The organism is Virgibacillus halodenitrificans JCM 12304 (genome assembly GCF_001310895.1).
Classification (GTDB): Bacteria; Bacillota; Bacilli; order Bacillales; family Amphibacillaceae; genus Virgibacillus_Q; species Virgibacillus_Q halodenitrificans.
This window is the reverse complement of record NZ_BAZS01000010.1, coordinates 66,345-89,979: the sequence shown is the minus strand read 5'-3', so window position 1 is coordinate 89,979 and position 23,635 is coordinate 66,345. Positions and strand designations below refer to the sequence as shown.

Here is a 23,635-nt window from a genome sequence, read left to right as displayed (position 1 = left end):
TTTGAGTCTAGAAAAACAATAACATTCGAAAGTTATTGTTTTTCTTTGTAAACTCCCCTATTTCACTTCGTCTTCCTTTTTAAAAAAGGATAGGATAATATTAAACCAGCCACATATAGAAGTACTAAAAAGTATACTGGCAGCAGATGGATAAAATCAGTGTAGCAATATACAGATGTGTTCCGATTCCAGCTATAAATGCAGGTAAGGCTCCTATCGCAATTGTATTCCAAACCCAGCTTGCTCCTTGTCTAAATCCCCATAAGGAAAGCATAAGCACAAGCAAGCCAACACTGACAAGTGCACTGCCAAAGCCAGCCCGATCATGAGCAATGACAGGAATAAGTTTATTATTTATTTGATCGAGCATCTCTGGTGTCATACAAATATAGCTCAAATCTGTATCTACAAACACCTTCGTTACGCCAATAGTAGAAATTACAATTCCACCGATGATAATGAAGAAACCTAACATGACAAACAGCAGCTGTCCATACAATCCGAGCTTCCAAGCTCTATCATTAGTTCCTTGTCTTGAAGCAGGGCTACCATTGACAGGCTTAGCCTCTTTTAAACTAAGAAAGTACACGGGCAATAAGATTAGCCAATATAAACCATGCAACCAGTCAAAATAACCAAAACCAATAAACAAAAAAATACCTAGAAATCCGATAATTGCTGCAGAATGAAACGCAATCTTCGCCCAATGCATGTTAGCTCTTATGCCATTTCTAGCAAGCTGAATATATAATATACCACCAGAAATCATTGTCCCAGCGAGCGCCATTCGATCATGTGACATAAATGCTAAAATCCGTGGATTAACCTGTAATAGTTCCGCTCTTGTAAGTCCTAAAAAAACTTCATCATATGGCAAAATAATTCGTGTTAAGGCAAAAAAGAAAGCGATAATTCCGCCAAATAAAATAGCGAGCCCGAAGAAAAATGACCAATGGCTAGTTCGGACCCGTTTTGGAGCTGAATTGTTCTGTTCCGCTATTATTCGTTCATGTATGCGCTTTGGTAAGCCGGGGCCTGCGTTTACATAACCAGTGGAAAGCATCACTAAATCTGCCCCGGCCTGATGTAATTCCAATCCCTCTTCAGGGGTTTCAACCCCCCCAGATGTAATTACCGTCCAGACGGGATGCTCCATCTTCATCTGTTTAACTGCCTGTATTAAGGAGTCATTTGCATGCTGTTTTTCGTACCAATAGTCGCCGTTTAATCGACAGGGTGCATCCAACACGACACCATCTACGTGTGGATGATTAATACCTATTTTCATTTCGTCAGTATGTAATCCAATATAAAAAGCGCAGTCTAAACGCTTATCCTGTTTGGACACAAACGTATCCATTTGTTCTTCAGTTAAAATGAATGCATCTACGAATGGAATTAACTGTTGTAAGATCACCTCCCATTCTCTTTCACCTACATGCCGATCCAATCTGGCAACTACAGGAACGTTAATAGGATAGTTTAATAACTTTTTCATTGCTAGCTTTAGAGGAACTTTCTCCTGCTGATTTGAAAATAGAATTGTATTATTTTCACGAATTGGCTCCTCTTGTTCTGCAGGCTCTTTCAATACAATTGGCCCAATTTCCAAAAAGCCAAAACCAAGCTCCTGAAATGCGAGCATCCCTGATAGTTTTGGATCTATATATCCACTTAACCCAATTGGGGAGGAATAGACTGTATTACTTATTTTCTTCTGCAGTTCGTCAGGTGGCTTCATGTGCCCGAGAAATCCAATGAGTTGCCTCCCTCCTGGCATGGAGGCAATGCTGTTCATGGAATGATGGATGAATTCTCGGCCTTTTCTCGCTGACATTTTATCTAAAAGCACCCTTTTCATGGGTGATAAGACCAATCTGGCATATACAACACCTTCTATTAATATACGTTAGCTGTTCTTTTATTTATTTTAACATGTAGCGCCCTTTAAGAGTGATCACAAATAAAAATAGAAAATGATATAAATGGAAAATAGTGTTAAACTGAGTAAAAGTTGAGTTTACTTCGAAGGTTTTAAATTCAAATTACGTTCTTGAAGGAGAGTTCATATATGGTTACGTTAATAGTAGTATTGAGTGTAGCAATTCTATACTTGGGTATTACTACATGGAGCTTAAAAACTAAGTTTACAATAACTGAACGAGAAGGTCTACGTTATCATCATGTGAATGGAACACATAAACTGTTGGAATATGGCACTTTTTGCTTCTTTATAATTATGATCATTGTTTCCAAAGGGCAAAATGTCTTGGACTGGATCTTGGTTTATCTTATTTTTTTATATGCGATTCGTACTTTTATGGAATGGAAATATGAGAGAGAGCAACAGCGCTTTTTATTATCATTAAACATTTTCATCGCATGTTTGCTTTATCTGACATTAGCTTCTGTATCAACATTAATCTATTGAATTGTTTAAACGTCTTTTCAATCTTTCATTTAACAAAAGCAAACAAAAATAGCTTGGACATATCCAAGCTAACCCATTTATATTATACAGGAATCGATAATATGTCTACTTTTTCGTTACTTTACCTAATGCTAGCTTATGAATTTTTTCTAGTGGGATGTTCGTTATGATAGATATCTGTTTCATGGAACTGCGCGGGTTTTCGCTAATATAAAGAATTATTTTCTCTCTGTCTTTTAAGCAGGTAGAGCACAAAGTAAACGGACCAATTTCCATTTCGTTCTCACATAAGCGACATTTTCTTACAATTATCCCCACACTATCACCCCTTTTACTAGAGTTAAGTAAATTGTAAGATATTTTATAAATATTGTAAATAGATTTTCTATAAAAAAAGTTTATTTATTTATAAACCGGGTATAAATTATTAGGAATAAAGTACCTATTAGTTTAAAAGAAAGGGGTAAAAAACCTGAACACCCTGCCTGATTTATACAAAAAAATTGAAGAAACAAGAGAAAAAATGTATCAAGCCTATAAAAACGATCCACAGAGTCCTGAGGTACTTGCTATTTCTCAAACATTAGATGACCTACTTAACAAATTAGAACGTTTGAAGAGGGAAAAAACACAGGATGGTAACTAATACTTCTCTTTAGTAAACTTTTCCTGATCCTCTATGTCGCTCTTCATTTTGTCGAATAATTTTACGTGTTGAATAACGATAATTTCTACTTTTCACCTGTTTTAATGTCGCCACAATCAAAAAGCTCACAATAACTAGCAAAAGCCAGGAACTTACTTTTCCAAGATGTACAAGACTCCAGGCCTCTGTCTGATTCGGATACTGCCATGCACCAAAGAACGTAGCGATGTTTTCTGCAATCCAGATAAAGAAACCAATAAGGACAAAGGACAGTGCAAGCGGCATACGATAATGCTTTCCACCAACTTTATAGGTGACCCATGTACGCCAGAAAACTATTATGACAGCCAAGGATAGCCACCACCGTATATCCAGCCAATAATGATGGGTAAAAAAATTCAAATAGATGGCAGCTGCGAGTGGCACAACAATGGAAAAGGATGGCCATTTCACTAAGTTAACATCCAGTCTCCTCCAAGCTTGGCAAAGATAACTTGCGACACTCGCATACATGAACCCACTATACAACGGCACGCCAAAAACTTTGGAAAATCCCTCCTCTGGATAAGACCAGGACCCCATATTTACTTTGAAAATTTCCAACGTTAGTCCGATCAGATGAAACAAGGTAATTACCCTGAGCTCGTCTTTTGTTTCAAGACCCGAGCGAACCATCAGCCATTGCATTAGAAGAAAGATAATAAGTAACCAGTCATACCGTGGCAGAATCGGCATGGAGATAAATTGAGTTAATGCCAGAGAAGCAAAGATAACGACAGGAAACAAACAGGACAAGCCTTGCTCCCAACCAAACCTAACAAGTTGCTTTACTCCATTCATCCTCTTCCCCCTCCTCCCTTTTTGTTTCCTTGCTTTTTATCCATTTTCTTCCTCATCACGGTATTCCAAAATATCCCCAGGCTGACATTCCAAAGCTTTACATATGGCATCCAAGGTAGTAACACGAATTGCTTTTGCCTTTCCATTTTTCAAAATAGAAAGATTAGCCATAGTTATTCCAACACGTTCCGAAAGCTCGGTAACACTCATCTTACGTTTTGCTAACATCACGTCTATATTAATTATAATCGCCATTTCATTCACCTCAGACCGTTAAATCATTTTCTGTTTTTATTTCGATGGCATTTCGTAATAATTTTTGTAGAACAGCAGCAAAGACGGCAATTACAAAGGATGCAAAAATAAGGATCATTCCAATTAAAATGACACCTGGTGCGTCGTCTTTTTCCCCAATTAGATAAAAGAGCGGCATGCCTACTACATAAATACTACTAATTGTAATTGCACAGTATTTGATCTTTTTTAATGCAGTTACCGAAAACTGCGAGAAAGCTTTACTCTTATCAATATAGCTTAACAATTTATAAGCCTGATATAAGGCAATATAAAAAGGAATTGCTGCACTATACATGACTAAAAATATAAGATATTTTAAATAGGCCATATCCGGATATAATTCTACAGCGAAATTGGCAATCCCAGGTACAGCAAAAACACATAATGCAAGCACAGGGAGCCCCATAAGAATTATAGTTGTTTTCAAAAAAAGTGTTTCTCGTTTCATACAAGCACCTCTCCTATTATTGTTAATTTGATTTTAATCTAATTTTTATCGAATTACAATAAATTTTTATTAATATTTATGTTTTATTTATTGAAAAGGTGTAAGATTTGGTGTTTTCAGGTATGGAATAGAGGGGGAAATTTATTAGCAGTAGGAAGTGTCTAACTGCCGTTAGATAGATTAATCTGCCATAGTGGCTTTTCGCTCAAAAAACAGGCATAAAAAAGAAAGCAATTTACCCCTAAAAGATAAAGAGCTTTCTACTATTAAGACATATCTCAGTTTTTAATTATTGTGAGTAGCTTTTTGCTAGTGCACTCACCTCGATTGATGTTTTTTCTTCCACTGGGCGTACAAGTCTGATAGCTGAAATAAAGAATGCGATGATGGTGATAAATACAAACAATCCAGTCAACCCACTTTGATATAATGTGTCCGCATAGATAATATTTATGGCGAGAAGGATAAATCCACTGAGTATGGCGGCATATGTTCTTCCTGTTTGCTTACCTAGCTGTAAGTACCACCTTGCCGCTGGATCCAATATTGTAACAATACTAATTGTTAGCACATTGATCGAGCTTCCAACCCAAACTGGATGAATGTTCATATAAAATGCATTTGGCTGCCATCCGCCTAAATAATACCATGCCAAACCACTGATAAAGCCTGTGATTAACGCTGCCCATACCGCCCGTTTAGTAACGACCGGCCAGAATAATGCAGCAACAACGGGAGCAAATGTAGCACTATTCCGAATGGTCCATGCTAACACATTCCACCACGCGGATTGTTCTGTCCGAAGCATACCAAAGATAATCATTAATACAGTTAATAGAAGTAGGGAAACTTTCGTATAAAAAACAAGCTGATTCTCACTGGCCCGTGGATGTAAAGCGCCTCCCACATCACGTCCAAGACTAGTAGCCCCAGAAAATTGACACGGTGCTCCCCAACTCAATGCACAGCCCCACACACCAAGAAAGAAAATGCCGACTAATGGTGCAGGCAGTACTTCCATTAAATAAAGCGGAATCGCAATGAGACCTGTTTGTGCATTAGGAACAACCACTGCCGCTGCAACTCCAAACAGAATGCCACAAATAATAAAGGGAACTGCTAAGACGCCAGCAATCATTAATCCTTTTTGACCCTCTTCAGGCTCTTTGCATGAGAGCGCCATTTGAAAGGCTGCCTGAGCCAGAATGACATTTACCAGAAAGGTACCAAACCAAGCGACAATCACCTGTAAACCAACACTATCAAACGCAAACATAGACGGAGACTCTACCATTAGCGTTTTTAATCCTTCGATTCCCGGGTTGATGAAAAAAGCCACGATACCAACGATAAACATGAGAAAAAATAACACACCATTCATTGTTTGGGTAAAAGCAATGGACCACATCCCTCCTCCCTGTAAGTATACAAACAACAGGATGGCAGTAAATGCTACAGACCACGTCAGCGAAATACCTGTGAATACATGCATAGCTGACGCGAAAGCAATCGCTGTCGCCACAGACCACATCGGAAAGGCAAATGCAGTAATAGCACCTGCCATACCTCTGGCTGCCCTGCCATATTTATCACCGATTAGTCCGGAAATCGTAATAAGCATTTTTTTACGAAAGGATCGAATTATTAATAAAGCAATAATAATGATTTGAACAATTTCAGCTACCCCATACCATATTGCTGAAACGCCATTTAAATAGGATAACTCCAAAATAGAAATATACGTAGATCCGGAAAATAACCCTGTAATACAAAATGCCACAATCCACTTATTGAAAGTTCTACCACCAACAAAGTAGCTATCTTGTCGGTTTACTCGCCTCTTTGCTAACTGACCTGCAATTATTAGTACAAAGGTATACCCAACTGCAAAGATAATCATCCAATACCCATATGATGACATATAAACTCCCCCTCTTTTTAAAAATTTTATAAATCAGATCGAATTACTTTGTTTAACGTTTAAAAAGCCTCCAAACTTTTTTAATTTAAAATAGAAAAACCCTCTTCCAAAATAAGAAGAGGGCTGTACGATCATAGCATCCTCTTCTTATCTCTCAGACAAATACTTGTCTGTTGGATTTGGCACAGTACTCTACAGAGCCTGTTGCCGAGGTTTCGCAGGGCCAATCCCTCCACCTCTCTTGATAAGAAGTTGCATTTAATTTATTAAATTATTTATCAATTTACATTATTCCAACACAAAAGTCAATACATTTTTACAGTATTAGGAGAAAAGGATTAATAACAACAAAAATCAAAAATAATGCCACGGTGATATATACACATCCTAAAACTTTTCTTTATAGTATAAATAGTGAACCCCAAACAGAAAAAACATGACAGATAAAAATGAAAAAATCACATTGATTGGGATAGAAATTGCATCATAAAGAAATAATAAAAAGTGAAAATCAGCATGAAGAGAGCGATTCCTGTATCTAACTTACTTAGTGTACTTCTACTCATAAGATCCGTTCATCCTTTCCATCAATGAGCCTAAAATGAAGTTCAAAAGACGTCCCTTGAGAAATATGGTCCTTTACTCCAGTAATATCAATAATTTCTTTTAGATGTATTGCTCTTTTTTCGTTTGCTTCCAGTGTTAACATATGTGGGCCTGCCTCATTCATTAGCGACTCCATGCGCGTTTCATCAATGAAGGAATCGATCAGTTGAACTTCGAAGGTCACTGCTTTATTACTGCGGTTATGAAGCGTAAAATAGCATTCTCCATCTAATTGTTCATCATTTACGGACGTGAAATTGCATTCCCCTTCATCTTCCTTTGAAACAGCAAAGATACCTTCTGCAAGTGTCTCTTGATAAACTTTGATAAGCATTGATGGCAAAAAACTGTATAAGAATATCACAATAATCAGTGATCGAAGACGGAATTTTTTTAAACCGAACATCAGCAAAACCATTGCGATAACAAATAAAAATGAGCCAATCACACCAGCTTTTATATAGCCATCATGGTCCTTAATGGGAATGGACATAAAAATAGTAGTTGCATGCAGCAAGGGATCATCAGGAAATGGAAAGAATAAACACATACAAATGATAAACAGAATAATAGCGCCAATAACTGCAAACTTGCTTCTTATCATAAAATTCCCTCCTCTCACCCACTCTATTTATTTTTTAGAAATAAACGTACGCTTCTTTAATGCTTAGGAGTTCAACACGCGCTTCTTCAACTTTTGTTATGGTATTTACCTACGTTCTATTTCTACTTTCAGTTAGCTTGGTTGCTTATATTTTGGACTACTTCAATCACACAGCCGCCCTTGGTATCGCTTCCCTCAAGTCTCACTGAATGCAACCGGGTACTTGCAGTAAACGTTAGTTCACCATTTCCATCTGCTTCAAAGCGCTTTTTATCCACTACACCTTTAAAGCTCCTCCATTCAAGATCCAACGCGCCCTCTTCTACAGTGACATCATATTTCAGTGTATAGCTGACGCCTTTCTTTAATTTAAAATAATAGTATTCTATGCCGGTAAATTTTTTGTAACGTACTTTGAGACTATTTTGCAACTTTTTATATGTATAATTTATTTTCTTTGTACTCATAAACCGCAATATACCTTTTTTATATAAGATTATTCCAACCCCAATAATTAAAAGTATACTTATAGCTTCCTTCATGTTCATTTCGCTCCTACTACTCCGTATTCTGGGGCACTGCCAAAAATTTGCAGAGACGCTATTTTACTTGCTACTAGCTCCTATTTCTATAATTCTTTTATATACCAGGTGTCCATCGTGCCATGCTCTGAACCTTCTATCGGTTCGGCAAGCTCGCGGAAACCGAATTTACTATACAGGCGATTTGCAATTTCAAGTACATGAGAAGTTTCGAGATAACAATATGCATAATGCTTCTCGGCAAAATCCAATGCTACGCGCATTAATTCCTTGGAAACCCCTTTTCCTTGGTGTGCGGGGCTAATATATAGCTTTTGCAGCTCACCAACCGTCGAATCACCTACAAATGGGCCAATTCCCACTCCACCAATCACTTCATCTTCTTCCGTTACAGCAACCCAATAGTTAGCATTCGATTTATCCTTGTAAAATGCGGATAATTTGCCTAATTGAGGATCAAAATACGCTGTTCCAGGGATATCTAACCCCACTTGCTCCAACGACTGTTTTATAATTTGCTCCATTTTTTTATTGTCTTGATCTTTTATCTCCCGAATCTTCAATTTCCGGTGCACCTCTTTCTTTTTAAGAAATACTAAATAGTCGGCTCTTACCTTTTCTCCAGGCTCTTAACCAAACGAATCAGCCAATATAAGCCAATCCATGGCAGGATAAATGTTGTAGTCCATTCAATTACTGCTGGAATAATAGCAGTGTTAATGCCTAATAATTCAAGGACCAACACCAATAAAATAACCGCAATAGTATAAATAAGAATATTTCTGTATAATTTTTTCAAATTATCTTCCTTTCTATTTTCAAGGAGTTTCCTTTAATTACTGTCACGCAACTGCTTCAATAATTGAATTATTTGTTTGTTTTGTTCACTATGTAGTTCGCTGTTCTCTTTAATTTCATTGATTTGTTTTAAGAAAAATATTATTGCTAAAGGTATCCCGATGTAAATAAACAAAAATGAAAACAGGGCTAAAAATTCCATAGCCTAACCCCCTTAATATGTATGTGTAAGTTAATTTAAATTAAATACGGTTCAATTCACTTTTTGTTATTTTTTCCACTAACATATCAATAGTACCGACATATTTTTCAACATTTGATAAGTGATAAAATGTACTTGTCGTTGCAATATTATTTATATCGTCGTTTGGCGAATAGAGATAAATGGGCTTGCCTTGGCTTAGCGCCATACCAAATTCTATATGACTCCCTTTTCCAGCTGGCAAAAGCACCACAATAAAATCGGCATCCAACACTGCTTGCTTCTCTTTCCTGCCTATTTCCATCAAATCTCCAATTGTTGAAGCTCGTTCATTTTTGGTCCAATCATATGTATGAACAAATCCCTTATCCTCTAACTGATTGCGAACAAGTCGTACTGTATCTATATTTGAAAGACTTGAAGCTATATAAAACGTATTCATTTTCCATTCTCCTAAAGTGGGCTGATTTAATCTTTAAGTACTATTGCCCCAATATTATTTTATTCATACTCACCACTGTATATTAAAACAGCTGCAACGGTAATGATGACAAACAGGATCCAACCATAATCGATAAATTTGTTACCAGTTATTCTATCAAATTTACGTTTTGATAGAATTGATTCAACTAACGAAAAAGCTCCAGCTATGATAAAGAAAGTGAAAGGTCCCAGATTATTTGTGAACAAAAGTGTTAAGATTACCACACAAACAATGAAGAAACGGAAGAAAGCCAGTCTAAGGATTTCCAATAGAAAACCTCCAATTTGTTTTATACAAACTTTTTATCTTTCACGCCTAAAATAATTCCCTATTCCCACCATGTCACCTGGATTTGACCATATCTTCCATTTACAGTGGATACCACAATATATTTTGTGGTTGTTTCTTCAAAATCCATGCTTACTATATCTCCACCTTCTTCATTCATTCCAGCATAATCTCCGTTCCCATCATAAAGAGACATTCCGTTTGCCCCACTAATGTTGGTATGTTCAACATCAAAGTAAATTTTTTCCCCTTTCTTTCCATGAACCGGAATCAGATGCTCGCCGTTGAAAAATTCATAATCAATCTCTACAAATCCATCTTCAGCTACTTCGTTCCACCCAACCTTTGAAGTGAAATCGAACGGCAACATCACAAGACATACAATTGGAACAATAAAAACAATCCAGCTGTACCACTTGAACGGTTTTAGTGTTTTTTTACCTAGTAAAAACAGAAGGGAGAAAAAAGCACCAACTGTACCAGCTATTAACACATATCCGAGGGGCAAAAAAAATAAAAAAATAAGATACCCAAATAAAATATAAAATAATATCTGTTTACCTAAGTTGAAACGAGGGATCATTCTTCCTATGCCATCATCAATAATGAGAGAACTAAGTATTCCATAACCAAAAAACAGCATCCAAATTGCTGGCTGTGTAATTAATTCATGAAATTCAAAAAGGTTAAAGTTGGTATCAATCAATGTGGTGATATAATAGATTGATATAGAAAAGCTTGCACCTATTAACTTTTCCAATAAGCGATTAGTAATTAAATGCTTCCCCACGACTACTCAACTCCTACAAAACATTTCTACTCAGCAAATCTTTTATGTAAGAAATATTGATTAAACCCTTTGGATGATCTTCTAAAGTACCAAAGACTTCATATCCATGTTTTTTATAAAACTCAGGGGCCTGGAAACTGAAAGTATCTAAATAAACAAAACGGCATCCCTTTTCTACAGCAAAGTTCTCTAACTTTTGTAAAAGCGCACTGCCATACCCTAGTCCCCTAACTTTTTTGTCCACCCACAGAAATTCAATATGCATTTGATGCCAAAACGTGTTTGCCGTAATTCCTCCCACGATTTCCCCTGCATCATCCTTGATAACAAAACTAATATCCTCGTTTGGAGTTTTAAGCTTATCAGGAAGCTTCTCCATATTATGTTCAATAACTTTTTTTCTGATAAAGTCACTATCCTCTTGCTTCCATTGTTGGGTGATGTTCAATTGTGTCATCTCCTTCCTAAACTGCTTGAAAATTATTTTCGCTTTTTATCCGCTTTTTACTAGCACAAGTTCATTAATGATGTTACCAATAAAAATATAAGAAACCATTTACCAGGTTTTAGCTCTATCACTTAGAGGCAGATCAAGTCGAAAAAGGATAAATGCAACAAGAACGCCAATTGCAAAATATATGGCACGGAATAATTCTTTGCGTTTCATTCAAACTCTCCGTATTTATAGCTGAGTACCGATATTAACGCTGATAAGATTCTCCAATTAATTTATCTAATTGAGGTTTTATTTCATGATATGTTACGCCTTTACACAATCGCTGCAAAGGTCCTAAGGAGATTTTCTTTTGTGCTTTATTATATTGATTTAAAATTTCTGTTGGCAGAATATAAAATTCCCAATGATTAATGTTTAAAGGGTCCACTTCTTCCCGGTTCTTTTCTGCTAGTAAACAAAAAATATAATAGTGAGCGAAACGACGCTTTTCTTGTTCATATTCATTTCCTTTTCCAGTCCAAGCATATTTAGGAGCAATCCCAAATGAAGGAGTACTCTCTTTAATTTGCTCCCATGACTGAACATAAGCCGACGATTTCACCTCTATATTAAAATTAAAATATTCTATATCCGCATTATCCCACTCAACTCTCGGAAAATTCAGTACTCCCAGTGCACTGCCTACTAAAAACTCTGCAAAGACACCACGTTCGGTATTACCTAAAATTGTAGAGTGCGCCCATTTCCAGTAATCTAGTAAAGTTTTATTTGTTCCCGGGATTATTTGATTTTCAGATAAAAATTGTTCCTTAATAACTAATTCTCCTTTCCAAACACATTGTTTAAAATGACACTATATTTCACATTTCCTACAAAAATATTTGATTTAAATCGATCTTCATTTCATTAAAAATATTTATAGTAACGGTGTCTTCTTTTGTAAAGACGCCTTGAAATTTGTATTGCCCATCAATTAAAAGATGTGTTTCTACTGATTCGTTGATTGGATCAACAAGCCAATATTCTTTTACTCCCGCTTTTTCGTAAAGCTGATATTTTCTCCATCGGTCCAGCTTAACAGATGAAGGAGAGAGGACTTCGATAATCATATCCGGCGCTCCGTTACAGCCTCTGTCATCCAATTTTTCTTGATCACATACAATCGATAAGTCTGGTTGAACAACATTATTTATATCCTCATCCTGTTTATTGTCCGCTAATAATCGCACATCAAAAGGCGCAAAAAATACTTCACATTCTTTATCTCGCAGAAAAATAGAAAAGGCTGTAGATAACTCTCTAAGAACTTGTTGATGCTTTCTCGAAGGAGTAGGGGACATATTAAAAATCACACCGCCAATTAACTCAATCCTTCCCCCTTCATCCCATGATAGGTAATCAGCATATGAATATTTATCTTTTTTGTCTGGAATGACCATTAAAATCCTTCCTTTTAACCTATTTTACAAATAGAATATCATAACGATAAATATTCACCTAACTTTGGAATAACTTGCTCACACCACAGGATAGACTTGTTCTTGTTCGGTAATCTCAAATACCGCATTGTTTCTAGCAATTCATCTCTTTCTTCAAGTGATTTTTTTATTTGGATGAGTGAACCTTTTCTTTGAGCAGCTCAGCTATTGTCGCATGCGTCTTGGTTAATCGCTTAAGCTGTACTTCTATGGAAATGAGCGTAATTGCAATTATAATTCCAATAATAATCATCAACTTTTTCTCTCCTTATCTGATTGTAGCTGGTTACCTTATCTTTTAAATCTTAAAACTAATTTTTTCTTAAAACAAATCCTTGCTTTCTTGCATAACTAGTAATCAATTTAACTAATTTTTCCTTACTTATGGACACTGAACTGTGAATTTCCCTTTTCCCATCAATTATATATTCAGGAAAAATAATGAAGTTAAAAGCATCCATTTTCTTAATGACATACTCGTTACATTCATATTCCCCACTTCTAATATTGCAGGAAGTTACAAAGTCAATGATTCCGTCATAATATTCTTGATCTGTGATCTCATTTGCTAAAAATGATTCCATTTTTTCAAGCACATCTACACTCCCCTTTAATAAATGGCCATTCGTTTACGCGTCTTTTATTCCGGCTGTCACTAGAAAGAATTCTATTGGGCAAAAAATTGGTTCACTTTGCTATCATCTGACAACTGTTTCTCTGCAGCTGCCTCCAATTCTTTTTGACTTGCAAACTCATTTAAATCGTTACTATGGAAATCCTGCAATTTAGATCTAGTAATTTTATATGCCTGGTCATCAAAATGAAAAGTGATCCATTTTGCATTTTTAATTAATGCAAAAAGAAAAGTAGCATTTGTAATTGCCGTTTCTTTATACTCTTTTTCAACCTCTGGAGTATCCAGGCTACCGTATGTCACTGTCATCCCATAAGGCTTTTCACTTGTAACAAGTGAAGCTTCTTCAAATTTTTCATTGTGTTTTAGTTTACCAAGGATATTAATTATTGCACTATTATCACCAATGACAGTGCCCTTATATTGAAATATATCCTCATTCGAATCTTTCGTTTCATTATTATTAAATGCACACCCATTTAAGACAAGTAACAATAATAATGAAAATAACAAATAACCTGCTGTTCTTTTCATTAACCTTCCATCCAACTGCTCATGTAAATAGCTCTCTTTCCAAGTACAATGTTTTAATAGCTTTTAATCTTCCTCTCCATGCTTATCTGCTACCCCAGAAATAATAAAGGTTATAAACGGATATATTATATTAAAAAGTGTAATGCTAATTCCAGATTCGGGATAGTAATAAAGTGAAGACCATATTTCATACAACAAATACAAAAGTAGTGTTACGATAGGTCCAACGAATACTCTTTTAGTTAGAATTGCTGCTACAACACCTAAACCAATTACTACAACAGGAACGATAACTAATTGCATTAAAAATGGATCTATGAAATTGATAAAGTTCAACTGAATATTCCTCCGTTTTCTTAAAGGCATTGTTCTACAAATTAAATTTTCCTATTATTAAAATCAGATGCCCTTCCTCTTTACCTCGTGCTTTCATAAAAAGGATTTACATAAAATCGAAAACCGTCTCTAAAATCACCGCGAAGATTTCGAATTGAATTTTTTAATTCTTTTCTTGTAATAAACTTCTCATCACGGATGTTTCTGATGCTGTCTTCTATATGGAGAAGGTTTTTAATGCTGGCAAGCAAATAATTCCCCTGCTCTTTCGTATAATTCTCATCAGCGAGGAGCTGTAACATTATGTCTCTACTATTTTTTACTTCGAAGAGCATGTTCTCCAGTTTATCAGGTTTTATAGTTACAGGATTTGTGCCAAGCAGCCATTCCTGTTCTAATAGTGGAAGGATATAATCTGTCTTGACTACAGTTAAATCAAGGTCGCTCCCCTTACTCTCAAATTCCTTAACTAGTTCCTTCTCATACGTTTTTTTGAACGCATTTACTATTTCTCCATATGTTTTATCGTTATATAATACTTTACCTGGCTTATACGTGTAACTTTTATGTAGGCTGAAAGAGGATAATGGATAATACCATGTCATGACAGACAAGTAAATAAGTATGAGTGCTATTACTCCCCCTATCCCCCAAATGAAAGTCCTCTTCTTTCTCATATGAAATTCCTTTCCGCATATTAACGTTTACCGTTTAACAAGACTTACAAAACTAACCCTTTTTTATCGGCATCAGCATCTAAGTATGCTCCAATTATTATCCCGATTCCCATACCGATTGGTAACCAAAATCCAATATTATCAAAGATCAACATACCAAATAACAAGCCGATACTTGGACCAAAGCACATACTAATACTTAAATAATGACCACTTGATACTAGCTTGTGCTTCCCCTGAAGATGTGAGCTGATCGTCTCTAATGTTTGCTTATGGTGTTTCAAATCGGAATCTTCCAGATGGCCTAATTTATCTTTCAGTTGGAGGGTATCATCTTCTAAAAGCGTAAAATGTTTATTACATTCCTCGCACACTGCTGAAAAGGAGTTCAACCGTTGAATGATTCGCTCACATTTATTTAATTCAAGCTGGAGATTCAATTGCTCATCAACTGTATTTCTAATTTCTTGTAGAATGGCTTTAAGTGTACTGATTCGTTGAACTTCCATTGATCCACCGCCCCTTTTTCTACCTTTAATTGAACAAGTCTCTTGATCACCCATACACTCATTTACACAAATAATCTCATTTAATTATACCAGACATTTCCAGTGAATTAACTGAATTTGAGGTGAATAAAAAATTTTATTTTTATTTCATAAAATAAGTGCTTTTATGGAAAAGCATACCTGCCGCAAACTCTTACAAAATTGACACACCAATTTTAGAAGCGCTTACACATTGAATAAATTACCTGTTACTTTTACACTAGTATTAATAAAGGAATTATATGGGGGGAATTACTGTGGACATTCTTATTACAATAGCAATATTTATTATTATTTTATTTGGATTTACCCGGCTTATGGGATATCGAAATAAAAATATTACATTGGAGCTAGATGATCGCTATACAAACCTCACCGAGCATGCTAAAGCCGTCACCGCAGAATTAGAAAAAGAAGGAAAGAAAGTGGAATATCAAGGGGATGGCTATTTCCTTGTGGACGGAGAGCAATATGTAATGCATGGAAGAAACATAGCAATGGGTGGTGTACCTCTTCAAAGGACAATCTTGGAGCCGGTGGAAAAGTAAAATCATCATTATTGGAAGGGCAATTCGTATGGCATATCTACAAATAAGGGTCAGCTAAGAGACCGAAAGACTTTCTATATCCTTTCCGTCTTTTAGCTTTTTTTAAATCTAGAATGCTTCTAGTTCTGCAACTGAATACGCTTGATGAGTTCAGCGATTTCCTTGTCTTCCCCTGGATCAATGGCTATTTGTTCATTATTTTCAAGCAGATCATTGTAAAACTTCTCGCCTGCTGGATAAACACCATCCCAACGCAGAGGAATATCATATACGTTTATAGTGCCATTCCCATTCCCGCTATATGTTACCGATCCATCCACTAACCGGACACCTGATAATTGGATAACATCCTCCGGGTAAACCGTACTCGTGTCATCCTTTGCGTTCAATTTGGTCCCAGCAGGAATGTGTCTCACGTTTAATTTTTCTATCTCTTGATTTGGACCGAGCTGGCGCCAAACCCGCGCATATTCAATTTGTTCATTGGAATATTGTGCCAAAATATCTTCCTCTTCCTTAGAGGAATTACTAGCTGACCCATCTGTAGTCCCACTGTCTTCCGAATTTTGCTCGTTTTCTGTAGTAGAAGCTTCTTGCTCATTTGCTGATTCATCCTTCTCTTTATCACTTGCAGCTTTATCCTGAGAGCCCGAGGCGTCATTTGTCTGCGGAGAATCAGCTTCCGCCTCTTCGCTTGTGTCATTGGAACAACCTGCAAATACTGCTAAAATAATACCTATATAAATGAAGATCTTAAATCTACTCATTTCCAACAAACCCCCTTTGTTTGAATAAAAATAGGTATGTATCATGATCATACTAATAGATTTGAGAGAATACAACAAAAAATTCCAGTTAAACGGCAAAAAAAAGACCCCTTACACATTGTGTGAAGGAGATAGCATTCAAACATATAAGATTTACTTCTAAAATTTTGGGGTCAGGGGCCCGGGTTCACACAGGTTACTTCCAATAATTATTTGCGGCTGCGACAGTTTGATAGTGTATTGCAATAACTTGAGAAGAAGCAATAAGACTGTCTGCATTATCCTCGTAAACCGTTCTTAGTTTTTCTCTAATTTCAGCAGAAGGCTGGGTATACCCCACTCCTTTACGAGCCAATGTAATAGCCAGTTCAAAGCCTTCCTGTGGTGTATCTGTTTGTAAAGTAGTAAGCCATTCACTCATTACCATCATCCTCCCCATGGATTCTACTTCCAATTTACCCCTTACGAATACAGATAGCAATTAATTTAGCCTAATATACTAAATAATCAGTCATTAATGTGATAATTGCAACGTTTTATACTATTTATTTCGTATCATACATTTTCATTTTCTCTAATTCCTTCTTTTGCTTATTTTTTGCATATTCTCTACCACGGCCCCATTCCAAAAGAAAGGCAACCATCCCCACCAGGAGAAAAAGAAAAACTTTAAGAAGACTGTCGATCCGGTCTGTCATATAACTCCAGATTAAAAATACAACCAATAAGACAGGTAAAATGACTCCCAAATATTTGTTATTTCGTGATGATAAAAACAATTGAATTGCTAGCAATCCCAATATAATAAACAATCCATAAAATGCTTCCATTACTCCTCTTCCCCTCTTTCCTGCTTGTATTTTTCAATAATTAGTTTTGCATCCTCTACACTGATTCTGTCATCAATAGACAGGCCTTTAATAAACTTTATAAACTCTTCGTTGTCGGCAGCCTCATTAATTCTTATCTTTTCAATTAACCGATCAAGCTTAATACGCACTGTCGGATAGGAAACTTCATATAATTTTGCTATCTCCTTTAGTGATCCAGACTTCATAACAAAACTCTTAATGAACTCAAGATCTTCATTTTCTAAAGATAATAGCCATCCTGGCAAATTATTAGTATCCACTTTAATCCCCCCTTTTGTTTAATTTAATAATACATTAACATAAAACTTAATAAAGTTAAAGTATTTTTTAATTATATTTAAATTTATATGTAATTAGTTTTTAATTTTTCTATAAAAGGATTAGACTTTACCATGCAATGTTAAAAAGTGTACTATTAAACAAATGGTAGATTCTTTTTAAAATAAGTTAGATAGACCACATAACTATTACGTAACAGCAAGGAGGCGCTGAATGTCTATTCTTTTAAGTATTTTATTCTTTGTTAACATTATTCTCGCAGTCGTAATTATTTTCTTTGAACGGCAAAGTCCTAGTACCACATGGGCATGGCTCATGGTTCTAGTGTTTCTGCCTGTAGTTGGATTTATTCTTTATCTCATTTTCAACCAAAACTTCACTCGGAAGAAAATGTTTTACTGGGCCGATAAAGAAAAGATCGGTATTAAAGAACGCACCGAAGAACAAATCAAGACAATTAAAGATGGAACCTTTTCCTTTAAAAGTGAGAACAGTGCCACATATAAAGATAGTATTTTCATGCATCTGGTCAACGATGGGGCACTTTTTACTCAGGATAATGATGTAACAATCTATACAGATGGAAGGGAAAAGTTCGATGCACTACTAGCAGATATTAAAGAGGCCACTGATCATATTCACATCCAGTACTACATTATTCATGAAGACGGACTGGGGAAGGAATTGGTTGCTGCGCTAACTGAAAAAGCAAAGCAAGGTGTGCAGGTGCGCGTGCTATATGATTACATGGGCTCAAGGGGAATTTCCTCCCATTTTTATAAGGAACTGAAGCAAGCTGGCGGATTAGTGGAAGTCTTTTTCCCGAATTTCCATTTGAACTATCGGAATCACCGCAAGCTCGCCATTATGGATGGAAAGATTGGCTATGTCGGCGGGTTTAATGTGGGGGATGAATACCTCGGCTTGGATAAAAAGTTCGGATATTGGCGTGATACCCATCTTCGTACAGAAGGTGAAGTAGTCCATGCGCTGCAAACACGATTCATTTTGGACTGGAATCAAGCTTCGAAGCATCACGATATTGCCTATGAGAAGCATCTATTCCCAAGCCTTCCTGAAGCAGGGAATGTCGGAGCACAGATTGTGTCCAGTGGCCCGGATACCGAATGGCAGCAAATTAAAAATGGCTATGTCAAAATGGTTAACTCAGCAAAAAAATATATTTATTTACAGACACCCTACTTTATCCCAGATGAGAGCTTATTGGATGCACTGAAAATCGCTGCAATGTCTGGTGTCGATGTACGTGTCATGATTCCTGATAAGCCTGATCACATGTTTGTCTATTGGGCAACCTTGTCCCATGCCGGAGAGCTGTTAAAAGCTGGAGCCAAAATCTATGTATATGAAAATGGATTTATTCATGCGAAGACACTTGTGGTTGATGATACAACCGCATCTGTTGGAACAGCAAATATTGACCCCCGCAGCTTTAAGTTGAATTTCGAGGTGAACGCCTTTTTGTATGATGAAAAAACTGCCGAAGAATTACGCGACGCCTTTGAAAAGGATATTCCTCTAGCAAGAGAAATAACATGGGAGGAATACAAAAAACGTCCGAAAATCATTCAACTAAAGGAATCTGTCTCCAGACTGATTTCACCTGTATTGTAAAAGAAGACGAACGAGATGCGGAAGGAATGAACCCTCCAATCTCGTTCGTTTTTATTAGACAGTAATTGTCCGTGCAATGTTGCATCTCCAATACTTCCCCGCCTCTATTTACTTGGCTCGCTTCCGTAAATCGCCATCCATTGCTGCCAAATAGAGAATTTATCTTTATCCCATTGCAATGTATTAATAATATATCCAAAGGAATCCGCATGATAGAGTCCACTGATTTTTTGGTATGCTTGAATTTCATACACTCCATCACGATCCATATCTACCGGATAGAATCCACTTACACCATCAAACATCCCTTGTACAGGCTGCTTCAATATACCCTTTTCATCATAAATCTGTGATAAGTAATCTGCATCTCTGTTACTAATGTCCACAATATATGCTTGCCCTGTCGCCGGACTATACACATTCACTTTATAGTAATCCAAATAAGTGACACTGTACGTATTTTGTTCATTATATTTGTTGAAATCGAATAGCACTCTGGCCTGGTTGTTTACAAACGAATAAACATAATTAAACGTAAAGGCACCGGAACCACCAGAATCAATGGTAACTAAAATATCCTTGATGCCATCCCCCGTGAAATCGCCTAGAAACACAGTAGCTGATAACCGGAATTGCCATCTTTATTTAAAGGAATGCTATATACCCTATTTGTCGCTCCATCCTGAATATTTAATGTAATGTCTTGCAAGAACGGACTGGAAGCCTCCGCCTTTACTGCTGTTATATACACATAATCAAGCGTACCATCCCCATTCACATCTCCGTATGCACTATACACTAGTTGTGCTTGATTCACACGATAAGGTTCATACCAATACATACTTCATCCCTCCTACTCAAGTTCTCACCAGTAGTAGCATATTCATTGAAATGGATTAATGTCCCAATTGTTTTTTATTTCCTTTTAAAGACATCTTAGTTGCTTTCTTCATAAATAATATATAGTATGTTGTATTGTTTACATTCACTTTCGTTTTGAACGGTAAAAACGAATGGGTTTATAAACAGAAGGAGTGAGAACCATTAATAAAATGCTTAAACCAACCATCATATCCATTTCCATGGCCACGGTGATGGCTGGAGCTGCTATTTCCCCAGCACTTGGTCTTATTGCTGAAGCATTTCCAGACGCAAGTGAAACGATGATTAAACTTATTTTAACAGCACCCTCTATTATGATTATTCCCTTTTCTTTTTTATCGAGTTACTTAACCTCTAAGATAACAAAACGAACGATTATTATGATTGGGCTAGTAATCTATTTAATCGGAGGCGTTGGTGCACAACTCATGTCAACGATCGAGTTGCTACTGGCATTTCGTTTATTTTTAGGAGCTGGGGTCGGATTGGTTATGCCATTATCCATGTCACTGATCAATGACTACTTCAAGGGTTCCGAACGAACGAAAATGATGGGCTACAACTCCGCTTTTAGTAATGTCGGTGGTATTATTACAATGCTATTAGCAGGATGGCTGGCAACGTTTGGATGGAGAGTGCCATTCAATGTATATTTCTTAGGATTGTTCATTTTTGTAATGATTTTCTTTTTCCTGCCAAAAGGAGAAGTACAAAAACCTCTCCAACATGCACCAAAAGAGAAAATCCCACTTGCTACATACGGCTATGCCCTTGCAATGGGTGGTATTATGATCGCCTATTATTCTATCGCAACAAATATAGCACTCTACCTTGAGCAAAATAGTCTCGGTGGTGCCACACTTGCCGGAACTGTTGTTTCTTTCACAACGGTGGGTGGAATGATTACTAGCTTATTACTTGTACAGATTGAATTAACCTTCAAAAGGTTTGTGATCCCCGTCATGTTATCCGGCATGGGAATTGCTTTTCTTCTATTAACATTCACACACAGTGTCCCGGTAGTGATGCTTAGTGTATGTATGGTTGGATTTGGTCAGGGATCCCTATTTCCAATTATCACACTTAAAGCATTGGATAGTGTTTCTTTTCATCAAGGAGATCGGGCTGTCGCATTGACCTCCAGCTTTACTTTTTTAGGACAATTTTTATCCCCGCTTGTTCTTGATGGTCTGGGGAAAATGGCCAATAACACAGCAATTCGATTTCAATATGGCATATTGGCAGCCTGTGTTCTGACTGTTGTATTTATTAGCACAATCTTTCTGTTGCGCTCTAAGACACAATTGAGAGTTAAAAGTTAAAGTAACTGTGCAGATGCTTGACACAGCTCACGAGGAAAATGCATTTCTGGTAATATAAGCTTGAGGTGACCGCTTTGCCCTGACACGATGCTATGGGTAGGGCGGTTGTTTATAAGCTGTGGAATACTTTCCGGAGGTGCTTAAGATGAAGATAATACAGCTAGTTTACTTTATCATCTGCTTTAGCTTCTTTCACAGATTGCTTGGGTCTATTTACTTTTACAGTTCTCCTGTAGATAGTATATTAATTAGTCTTGTTGGATATTTGCTGGTATTCCTGCTGGCAATTACTACGACAATAATAACCTTTTATTATGCGAGAAAGGCGTATGGTAAGTAGTAATATTTACTCTGGAATCGTAGACTGTGAACTGCTTAAAGCTCTGTTAGTTTACACAGAATACCAGCCGACAAATGAACATCACAAGCTCTTTTTCTTTAATTTATAAACTTCCATTTCCAGTTCGTTTACTTTACTTAGCAAAAAGTCAAAGTCACTAGATGTAGTTGTAAACCCAAATCCCTCAACAATACTATCCAATTTAGCGTCAATGGCATCAAATCGCTTATTCATTTCGCTTATTTCCTGGTTCATCTCGGAACGCATGCTTTTCATTTCCTTATCCAAGTCTGTAAGCATTGTGATTATTTGGTTCTCCATCTTTTCACCTCCTTTTCATCTATTATAATAGATTGCACATGAATAAGCATCATTACTAGAAGTTTATTATCTGTTAATAACCGTATGTCTCTCCCTCATCCAATTGCAATGTATGATTGTTGATGGTAACTGTATTTTCATCTTCCCATGTGACATTTACATCCTCTTTATTTACTTGATAATAGAATCTCTTCTTCGTCCAAAGGGCGCCGTTTATTTCCCCTCTGATCCCGAGTGACCCTGCTGCACCTGCATTCCATCGATAAAACTCAAGTGTATAGCTCTTGTCAGGCGAGCTGGCTGTTTTTATATGTACACTTGCCCCCATCGTCGAGGCAAAAAAAGTAACAATCACAGCGAATAATAGAGCTATTGATAAAAGTGAAGAAAAAGTAACTGTTACCCAGCTTCGTATCCTTGCTAATCTACTTTCCTTAAACTTTAAACCTTTTATCGCTAAAACTAAGATAGATAGACTGCCGAGAAGCAGGATGTAGTTTGGCGGTACTACTAACCACATGTGGTGTATATTAGAATAAATAGCGTATCCCGCCAATGCTGCTAAAGCAAGCAGCAAATAGAAGGATCCTAAATTGTAATGCTTATTCAATGGCTGGCTCCTTTCTTGTAATTGTAATTGTCTGCAAATGAAAATGTGACAACTTCACTGTAGATTATTTCTATAAGTAATATCATACTATTGCACATGCTCTACTCCATCCTCTGTATAGGACTCCAGAAATACCTGATTTTGATCATGATAATAGTAGTAGGTTTTATCATCATCTTTCAACTTAATGCACACCATCCAATTTTCATTACCTGGTAAATTGGCGATGAAGGGTTCACTGTATACAATATCCGTTTCTGGGATGTTTTTCTCCTTATTTAGATATTCTAAAACATGCTTTTCAGCTGTCGACTTTTTATACTGTACATAACCAAATACACTGCCTGCCAAAACCAACAATACAAGTAGAATAACGTCTGCTTACTTCATGCCGCTTCCCTCACTTTTCTAGTAAGTACACCGACATATTATTGAGAACTGATCATTACCTACTATTTCCATTTTAAATTGTTCAATCATTAAAAATCACCTTACGCT

Annotated in this window: 36 protein-coding genes, 1 pseudogene and 1 riboswitch; of the genes and pseudogenes, 6 read left to right on the top strand and 31 right to left on the bottom strand. The window is 36.5% G+C overall.

Going from position 1 to position 23,635, the window contains the following annotated elements; translation table 11 throughout:
- Positions 1-124: 124 nt before the first annotated feature.
- Positions 125-1,861, bottom strand: coding sequence for a dihydroorotate dehydrogenase (locus JCM12304_RS07725; RefSeq protein ID WP_157360445.1), 1,737 nt, complete (start codon positions 1,859-1,861; stop codon positions 125-127).
- Between the two features lie 210 nt (positions 1,862-2,071).
- Between JCM12304_RS07725 and JCM12304_RS07720 the strand changes: the two genes are divergently transcribed.
- Together JCM12304_RS07720 and JCM12304_RS19025 are read left to right on the top strand one after the other, a co-directional pair.
- A complete protein-coding gene (locus JCM12304_RS07720; RefSeq protein ID WP_060679553.1) occupies positions 2,072-2,431 on the top strand; it encodes a DUF4181 domain-containing protein in 360 nt (119 codons plus the stop codon).
- Positions 2,432-2,903: 472 nt separating this feature from the next.
- A complete protein-coding gene (locus JCM12304_RS19025) occupies positions 2,904-3,077 on the top strand; it encodes a Spo0E family sporulation regulatory protein-aspartic acid phosphatase (protein ID WP_369813147.1) in 174 nt (57 codons plus the stop codon).
- 9 nt (positions 3,078-3,086) lie between these two features.
- On the opposite strand, the gene JCM12304_RS07710 is transcribed toward JCM12304_RS19025, so the two are convergent.
- From JCM12304_RS07710 to JCM12304_RS07620, 21 genes and pseudogenes are all read right to left on the bottom strand, one after another.
- Positions 3,087-3,917: a DUF817 domain-containing protein gene (locus tag JCM12304_RS07710; RefSeq protein WP_060679550.1), complete on the bottom strand. Its 831-nt coding sequence runs from the start codon at positions 3,915-3,917 to the stop codon at positions 3,087-3,089.
- A 36-nt stretch (positions 3,918-3,953) separates the two neighbouring features.
- The gene (locus tag JCM12304_RS07705) at positions 3,954-4,172 is read right to left on the bottom strand and encodes a helix-turn-helix domain-containing protein (protein WP_060679548.1); all 219 of its coding nucleotides are present in this window, start codon (positions 4,170-4,172) and stop codon (positions 3,954-3,956) included.
- Between the two features lie 10 nt (positions 4,173-4,182).
- A complete protein-coding gene (locus tag JCM12304_RS07700) occupies positions 4,183-4,662 on the bottom strand; it encodes a DUF2975 domain-containing protein (RefSeq protein WP_060679546.1) in 480 nt (159 codons plus the stop codon).
- Between the two features lie 289 nt (positions 4,663-4,951).
- Positions 4,952-6,583, bottom strand: a complete 1,632-nt coding sequence (locus JCM12304_RS07695; protein ID WP_060679544.1) for a sodium:solute symporter family protein — start codon at positions 6,581-6,583, stop codon at positions 4,952-4,954.
- 144 nt (positions 6,584-6,727) lie between these two features.
- Positions 6,728-6,834: riboswitch (SAM riboswitch) on the bottom strand.
- Positions 6,835-7,145: 311 nt separating this feature from the next.
- Complete coding sequence (locus tag JCM12304_RS07690; protein ID WP_060679542.1) at positions 7,146-7,793, bottom strand: hypothetical protein; 648 nt, start codon at positions 7,791-7,793, stop codon at positions 7,146-7,148.
- Positions 7,794-7,921: 128 nt separating this feature from the next.
- Positions 7,922-8,335: a hypothetical protein gene (locus JCM12304_RS07685; RefSeq protein WP_060679540.1), complete on the bottom strand. Its 414-nt coding sequence runs from the start codon at positions 8,333-8,335 to the stop codon at positions 7,922-7,924.
- A gap of 86 nt (positions 8,336-8,421) precedes the next feature.
- A complete protein-coding gene (locus JCM12304_RS07680; RefSeq protein ID WP_060679538.1) occupies positions 8,422-8,898 on the bottom strand; it encodes a GNAT family N-acetyltransferase in 477 nt (158 codons plus the stop codon).
- A 47-nt stretch (positions 8,899-8,945) separates the two neighbouring features.
- The gene (locus tag JCM12304_RS07675) at positions 8,946-9,134 is read right to left on the bottom strand and encodes a hypothetical protein (protein WP_060679536.1); all 189 of its coding nucleotides are present in this window, start codon (positions 9,132-9,134) and stop codon (positions 8,946-8,948) included.
- A 33-nt stretch (positions 9,135-9,167) separates the two neighbouring features.
- Entirely contained in the window at positions 9,168-9,335 is a 168-nt protein-coding gene (locus tag JCM12304_RS19355; protein WP_157360444.1) for a hypothetical protein, read from the bottom strand.
- A 40-nt stretch (positions 9,336-9,375) separates the two neighbouring features.
- Positions 9,376-9,777, bottom strand: a complete 402-nt coding sequence (locus JCM12304_RS07670; protein WP_060679534.1) for a TIR domain-containing protein — start codon at positions 9,775-9,777, stop codon at positions 9,376-9,378.
- A gap of 59 nt (positions 9,778-9,836) precedes the next feature.
- Positions 9,837-10,088: a hypothetical protein gene (locus JCM12304_RS07665; RefSeq protein WP_060679532.1), complete on the bottom strand. Its 252-nt coding sequence runs from the start codon at positions 10,086-10,088 to the stop codon at positions 9,837-9,839.
- 59 nt (positions 10,089-10,147) lie between these two features.
- Positions 10,148-10,897 carry a hypothetical protein gene (locus tag JCM12304_RS07660; protein ID WP_060679530.1) on the bottom strand — a complete coding sequence of 250 codons (750 nt, stop codon included), beginning with the start codon at positions 10,895-10,897 and terminating at the stop codon, positions 10,148-10,150.
- A gap of 26 nt (positions 10,898-10,923) precedes the next feature.
- Positions 10,924-11,345 (bottom strand): annotated as a pseudogene (locus JCM12304_RS07655) (GNAT family N-acetyltransferase).
- A 253-nt stretch (positions 11,346-11,598) separates the two neighbouring features.
- The gene (locus JCM12304_RS07650; RefSeq protein ID WP_501981721.1) at positions 11,599-12,081 is read right to left on the bottom strand and encodes a hypothetical protein; all 483 of its coding nucleotides are present in this window, start codon (positions 12,079-12,081) and stop codon (positions 11,599-11,601) included.
- A gap of 142 nt (positions 12,082-12,223) precedes the next feature.
- Positions 12,224-12,793, bottom strand: coding sequence for a Uma2 family endonuclease (locus JCM12304_RS07645; protein ID WP_060679524.1), 570 nt, complete (start codon positions 12,791-12,793; stop codon positions 12,224-12,226).
- Positions 12,794-12,959: 166 nt separating this feature from the next.
- Positions 12,960-13,088, bottom strand: a complete 129-nt coding sequence (locus tag JCM12304_RS20025; RefSeq protein WP_256200793.1) for a hypothetical protein — start codon at positions 13,086-13,088, stop codon at positions 12,960-12,962.
- A gap of 55 nt (positions 13,089-13,143) precedes the next feature.
- The gene (locus JCM12304_RS07640) at positions 13,144-13,416 is read right to left on the bottom strand and encodes a hypothetical protein (protein WP_256200792.1); all 273 of its coding nucleotides are present in this window, start codon (positions 13,414-13,416) and stop codon (positions 13,144-13,146) included.
- Positions 13,417-13,499: 83 nt separating this feature from the next.
- Positions 13,500-14,000 carry a DUF4825 domain-containing protein gene (locus JCM12304_RS07635; protein ID WP_060679520.1) on the bottom strand — a complete coding sequence of 167 codons (501 nt, stop codon included), beginning with the start codon at positions 13,998-14,000 and terminating at the stop codon, positions 13,500-13,502.
- Between the two features lie 63 nt (positions 14,001-14,063).
- The gene (locus tag JCM12304_RS07630) at positions 14,064-14,336 is read right to left on the bottom strand and encodes a DUF2651 family protein (protein ID WP_060679518.1); all 273 of its coding nucleotides are present in this window, start codon (positions 14,334-14,336) and stop codon (positions 14,064-14,066) included.
- Positions 14,337-14,416: 80 nt separating this feature from the next.
- On the bottom strand, positions 14,417-14,941 hold the full coding sequence (locus JCM12304_RS07625) for a hypothetical protein (protein ID WP_060679516.1): 525 nt from the start codon (positions 14,939-14,941) through the stop codon (positions 14,417-14,419).
- A gap of 116 nt (positions 14,942-15,057) precedes the next feature.
- Complete coding sequence (locus JCM12304_RS07620; protein ID WP_060679513.1) at positions 15,058-15,522, bottom strand: glycine zipper domain-containing protein; 465 nt, start codon at positions 15,520-15,522, stop codon at positions 15,058-15,060.
- 296 nt (positions 15,523-15,818) lie between these two features.
- On the opposite strand from JCM12304_RS07620, the gene JCM12304_RS07615 reads away from it, so the two are divergent.
- A complete protein-coding gene (locus JCM12304_RS07615; protein WP_060679512.1) occupies positions 15,819-16,109 on the top strand; it encodes a hypothetical protein in 291 nt (96 codons plus the stop codon).
- A gap of 119 nt (positions 16,110-16,228) precedes the next feature.
- Here the strand turns inward: JCM12304_RS07615 and JCM12304_RS07610 are convergent, their stop codons facing one another.
- The 4 genes from JCM12304_RS07610 to JCM12304_RS07595 all read right to left on the bottom strand — a co-directional run bounded on the left by JCM12304_RS07610 (position 16,229) and on the right by JCM12304_RS07595 (position 18,008).
- Positions 16,229-16,876, bottom strand: coding sequence for a YdeJ family lipoprotein (locus JCM12304_RS07610; protein ID WP_060679510.1), 648 nt, complete (start codon positions 16,874-16,876; stop codon positions 16,229-16,231).
- A 196-nt stretch (positions 16,877-17,072) separates the two neighbouring features.
- On the bottom strand, positions 17,073-17,297 hold the full coding sequence (locus JCM12304_RS07605) for a hexameric tyrosine-coordinated heme protein (RefSeq protein ID WP_060679508.1): 225 nt from the start codon (positions 17,295-17,297) through the stop codon (positions 17,073-17,075).
- 124 nt (positions 17,298-17,421) lie between these two features.
- Positions 17,422-17,706: a hypothetical protein gene (locus JCM12304_RS07600; protein ID WP_060679506.1), complete on the bottom strand. Its 285-nt coding sequence runs from the start codon at positions 17,704-17,706 to the stop codon at positions 17,422-17,424.
- A complete protein-coding gene (locus JCM12304_RS07595; RefSeq protein WP_060679504.1) occupies positions 17,706-18,008 on the bottom strand; it encodes a DUF2089 family protein in 303 nt (100 codons plus the stop codon). The genes JCM12304_RS07600 and JCM12304_RS07595 overlap by 1 nt, the downstream gene beginning before the upstream one ends.
- Before the next feature lie 232 nt (positions 18,009-18,240).
- On the opposite strand from JCM12304_RS07595, the gene cls reads away from it, so the two are divergent.
- Positions 18,241-19,662 carry a cardiolipin synthase gene (gene cls / locus JCM12304_RS07590; RefSeq protein ID WP_060679502.1) on the top strand — a complete coding sequence of 474 codons (1,422 nt, stop codon included), beginning with the start codon at positions 18,241-18,243 and terminating at the stop codon, positions 19,660-19,662.
- Between the two features lie 104 nt (positions 19,663-19,766).
- On the opposite strand, the gene JCM12304_RS07585 is transcribed toward cls, so the two are convergent.
- Together JCM12304_RS07585 and JCM12304_RS20020 are read right to left on the bottom strand one after the other, a co-directional pair.
- Complete coding sequence (locus JCM12304_RS07585) at positions 19,767-20,276, bottom strand: YybI family spore inner coat protein (RefSeq protein WP_256200791.1); 510 nt, start codon at positions 20,274-20,276, stop codon at positions 19,767-19,769.
- Complete coding sequence (locus JCM12304_RS20020) at positions 20,267-20,503, bottom strand: hypothetical protein (RefSeq protein ID WP_256200790.1); 237 nt, start codon at positions 20,501-20,503, stop codon at positions 20,267-20,269. The genes JCM12304_RS07585 and JCM12304_RS20020 overlap by 10 nt, the downstream gene beginning before the upstream one ends.
- A gap of 193 nt (positions 20,504-20,696) precedes the next feature.
- Here JCM12304_RS20020 and JCM12304_RS07580 point away from each other — a divergent pair, with 193 nt between their 5' ends.
- Both JCM12304_RS07580 and JCM12304_RS19350 read left to right on the top strand, forming a co-directional pair.
- Positions 20,697-21,866: an MFS transporter gene (locus JCM12304_RS07580; protein ID WP_256200789.1), complete on the top strand. Its 1,170-nt coding sequence runs from the start codon at positions 20,697-20,699 to the stop codon at positions 21,864-21,866.
- Between the two features lie 145 nt (positions 21,867-22,011).
- Entirely contained in the window at positions 22,012-22,206 is a 195-nt protein-coding gene (locus JCM12304_RS19350; protein WP_157360442.1) for a hypothetical protein, read from the top strand.
- Positions 22,207-22,287: 81 nt separating this feature from the next.
- Here the strand turns inward: JCM12304_RS19350 and JCM12304_RS07575 are convergent, their stop codons facing one another.
- The 3 genes from JCM12304_RS07575 to JCM12304_RS07565 all read right to left on the bottom strand — a co-directional run bounded on the left by JCM12304_RS07575 (position 22,288) and on the right by JCM12304_RS07565 (position 23,488).
- Positions 22,288-22,527, bottom strand: coding sequence for a hypothetical protein (locus tag JCM12304_RS07575; RefSeq protein ID WP_060679499.1), 240 nt, complete (start codon positions 22,525-22,527; stop codon positions 22,288-22,290).
- Positions 22,528-22,600: 73 nt separating this feature from the next.
- Positions 22,601-23,137 carry a DUF5412 family protein gene (locus JCM12304_RS07570; protein ID WP_060679497.1) on the bottom strand — a complete coding sequence of 179 codons (537 nt, stop codon included), beginning with the start codon at positions 23,135-23,137 and terminating at the stop codon, positions 22,601-22,603.
- An 87-nt stretch (positions 23,138-23,224) separates the two neighbouring features.
- A complete protein-coding gene (locus JCM12304_RS07565; RefSeq protein WP_256200788.1) occupies positions 23,225-23,488 on the bottom strand; it encodes a hypothetical protein in 264 nt (87 codons plus the stop codon).
- Between the last annotated feature and the right edge of the window lie 147 nt (positions 23,489-23,635).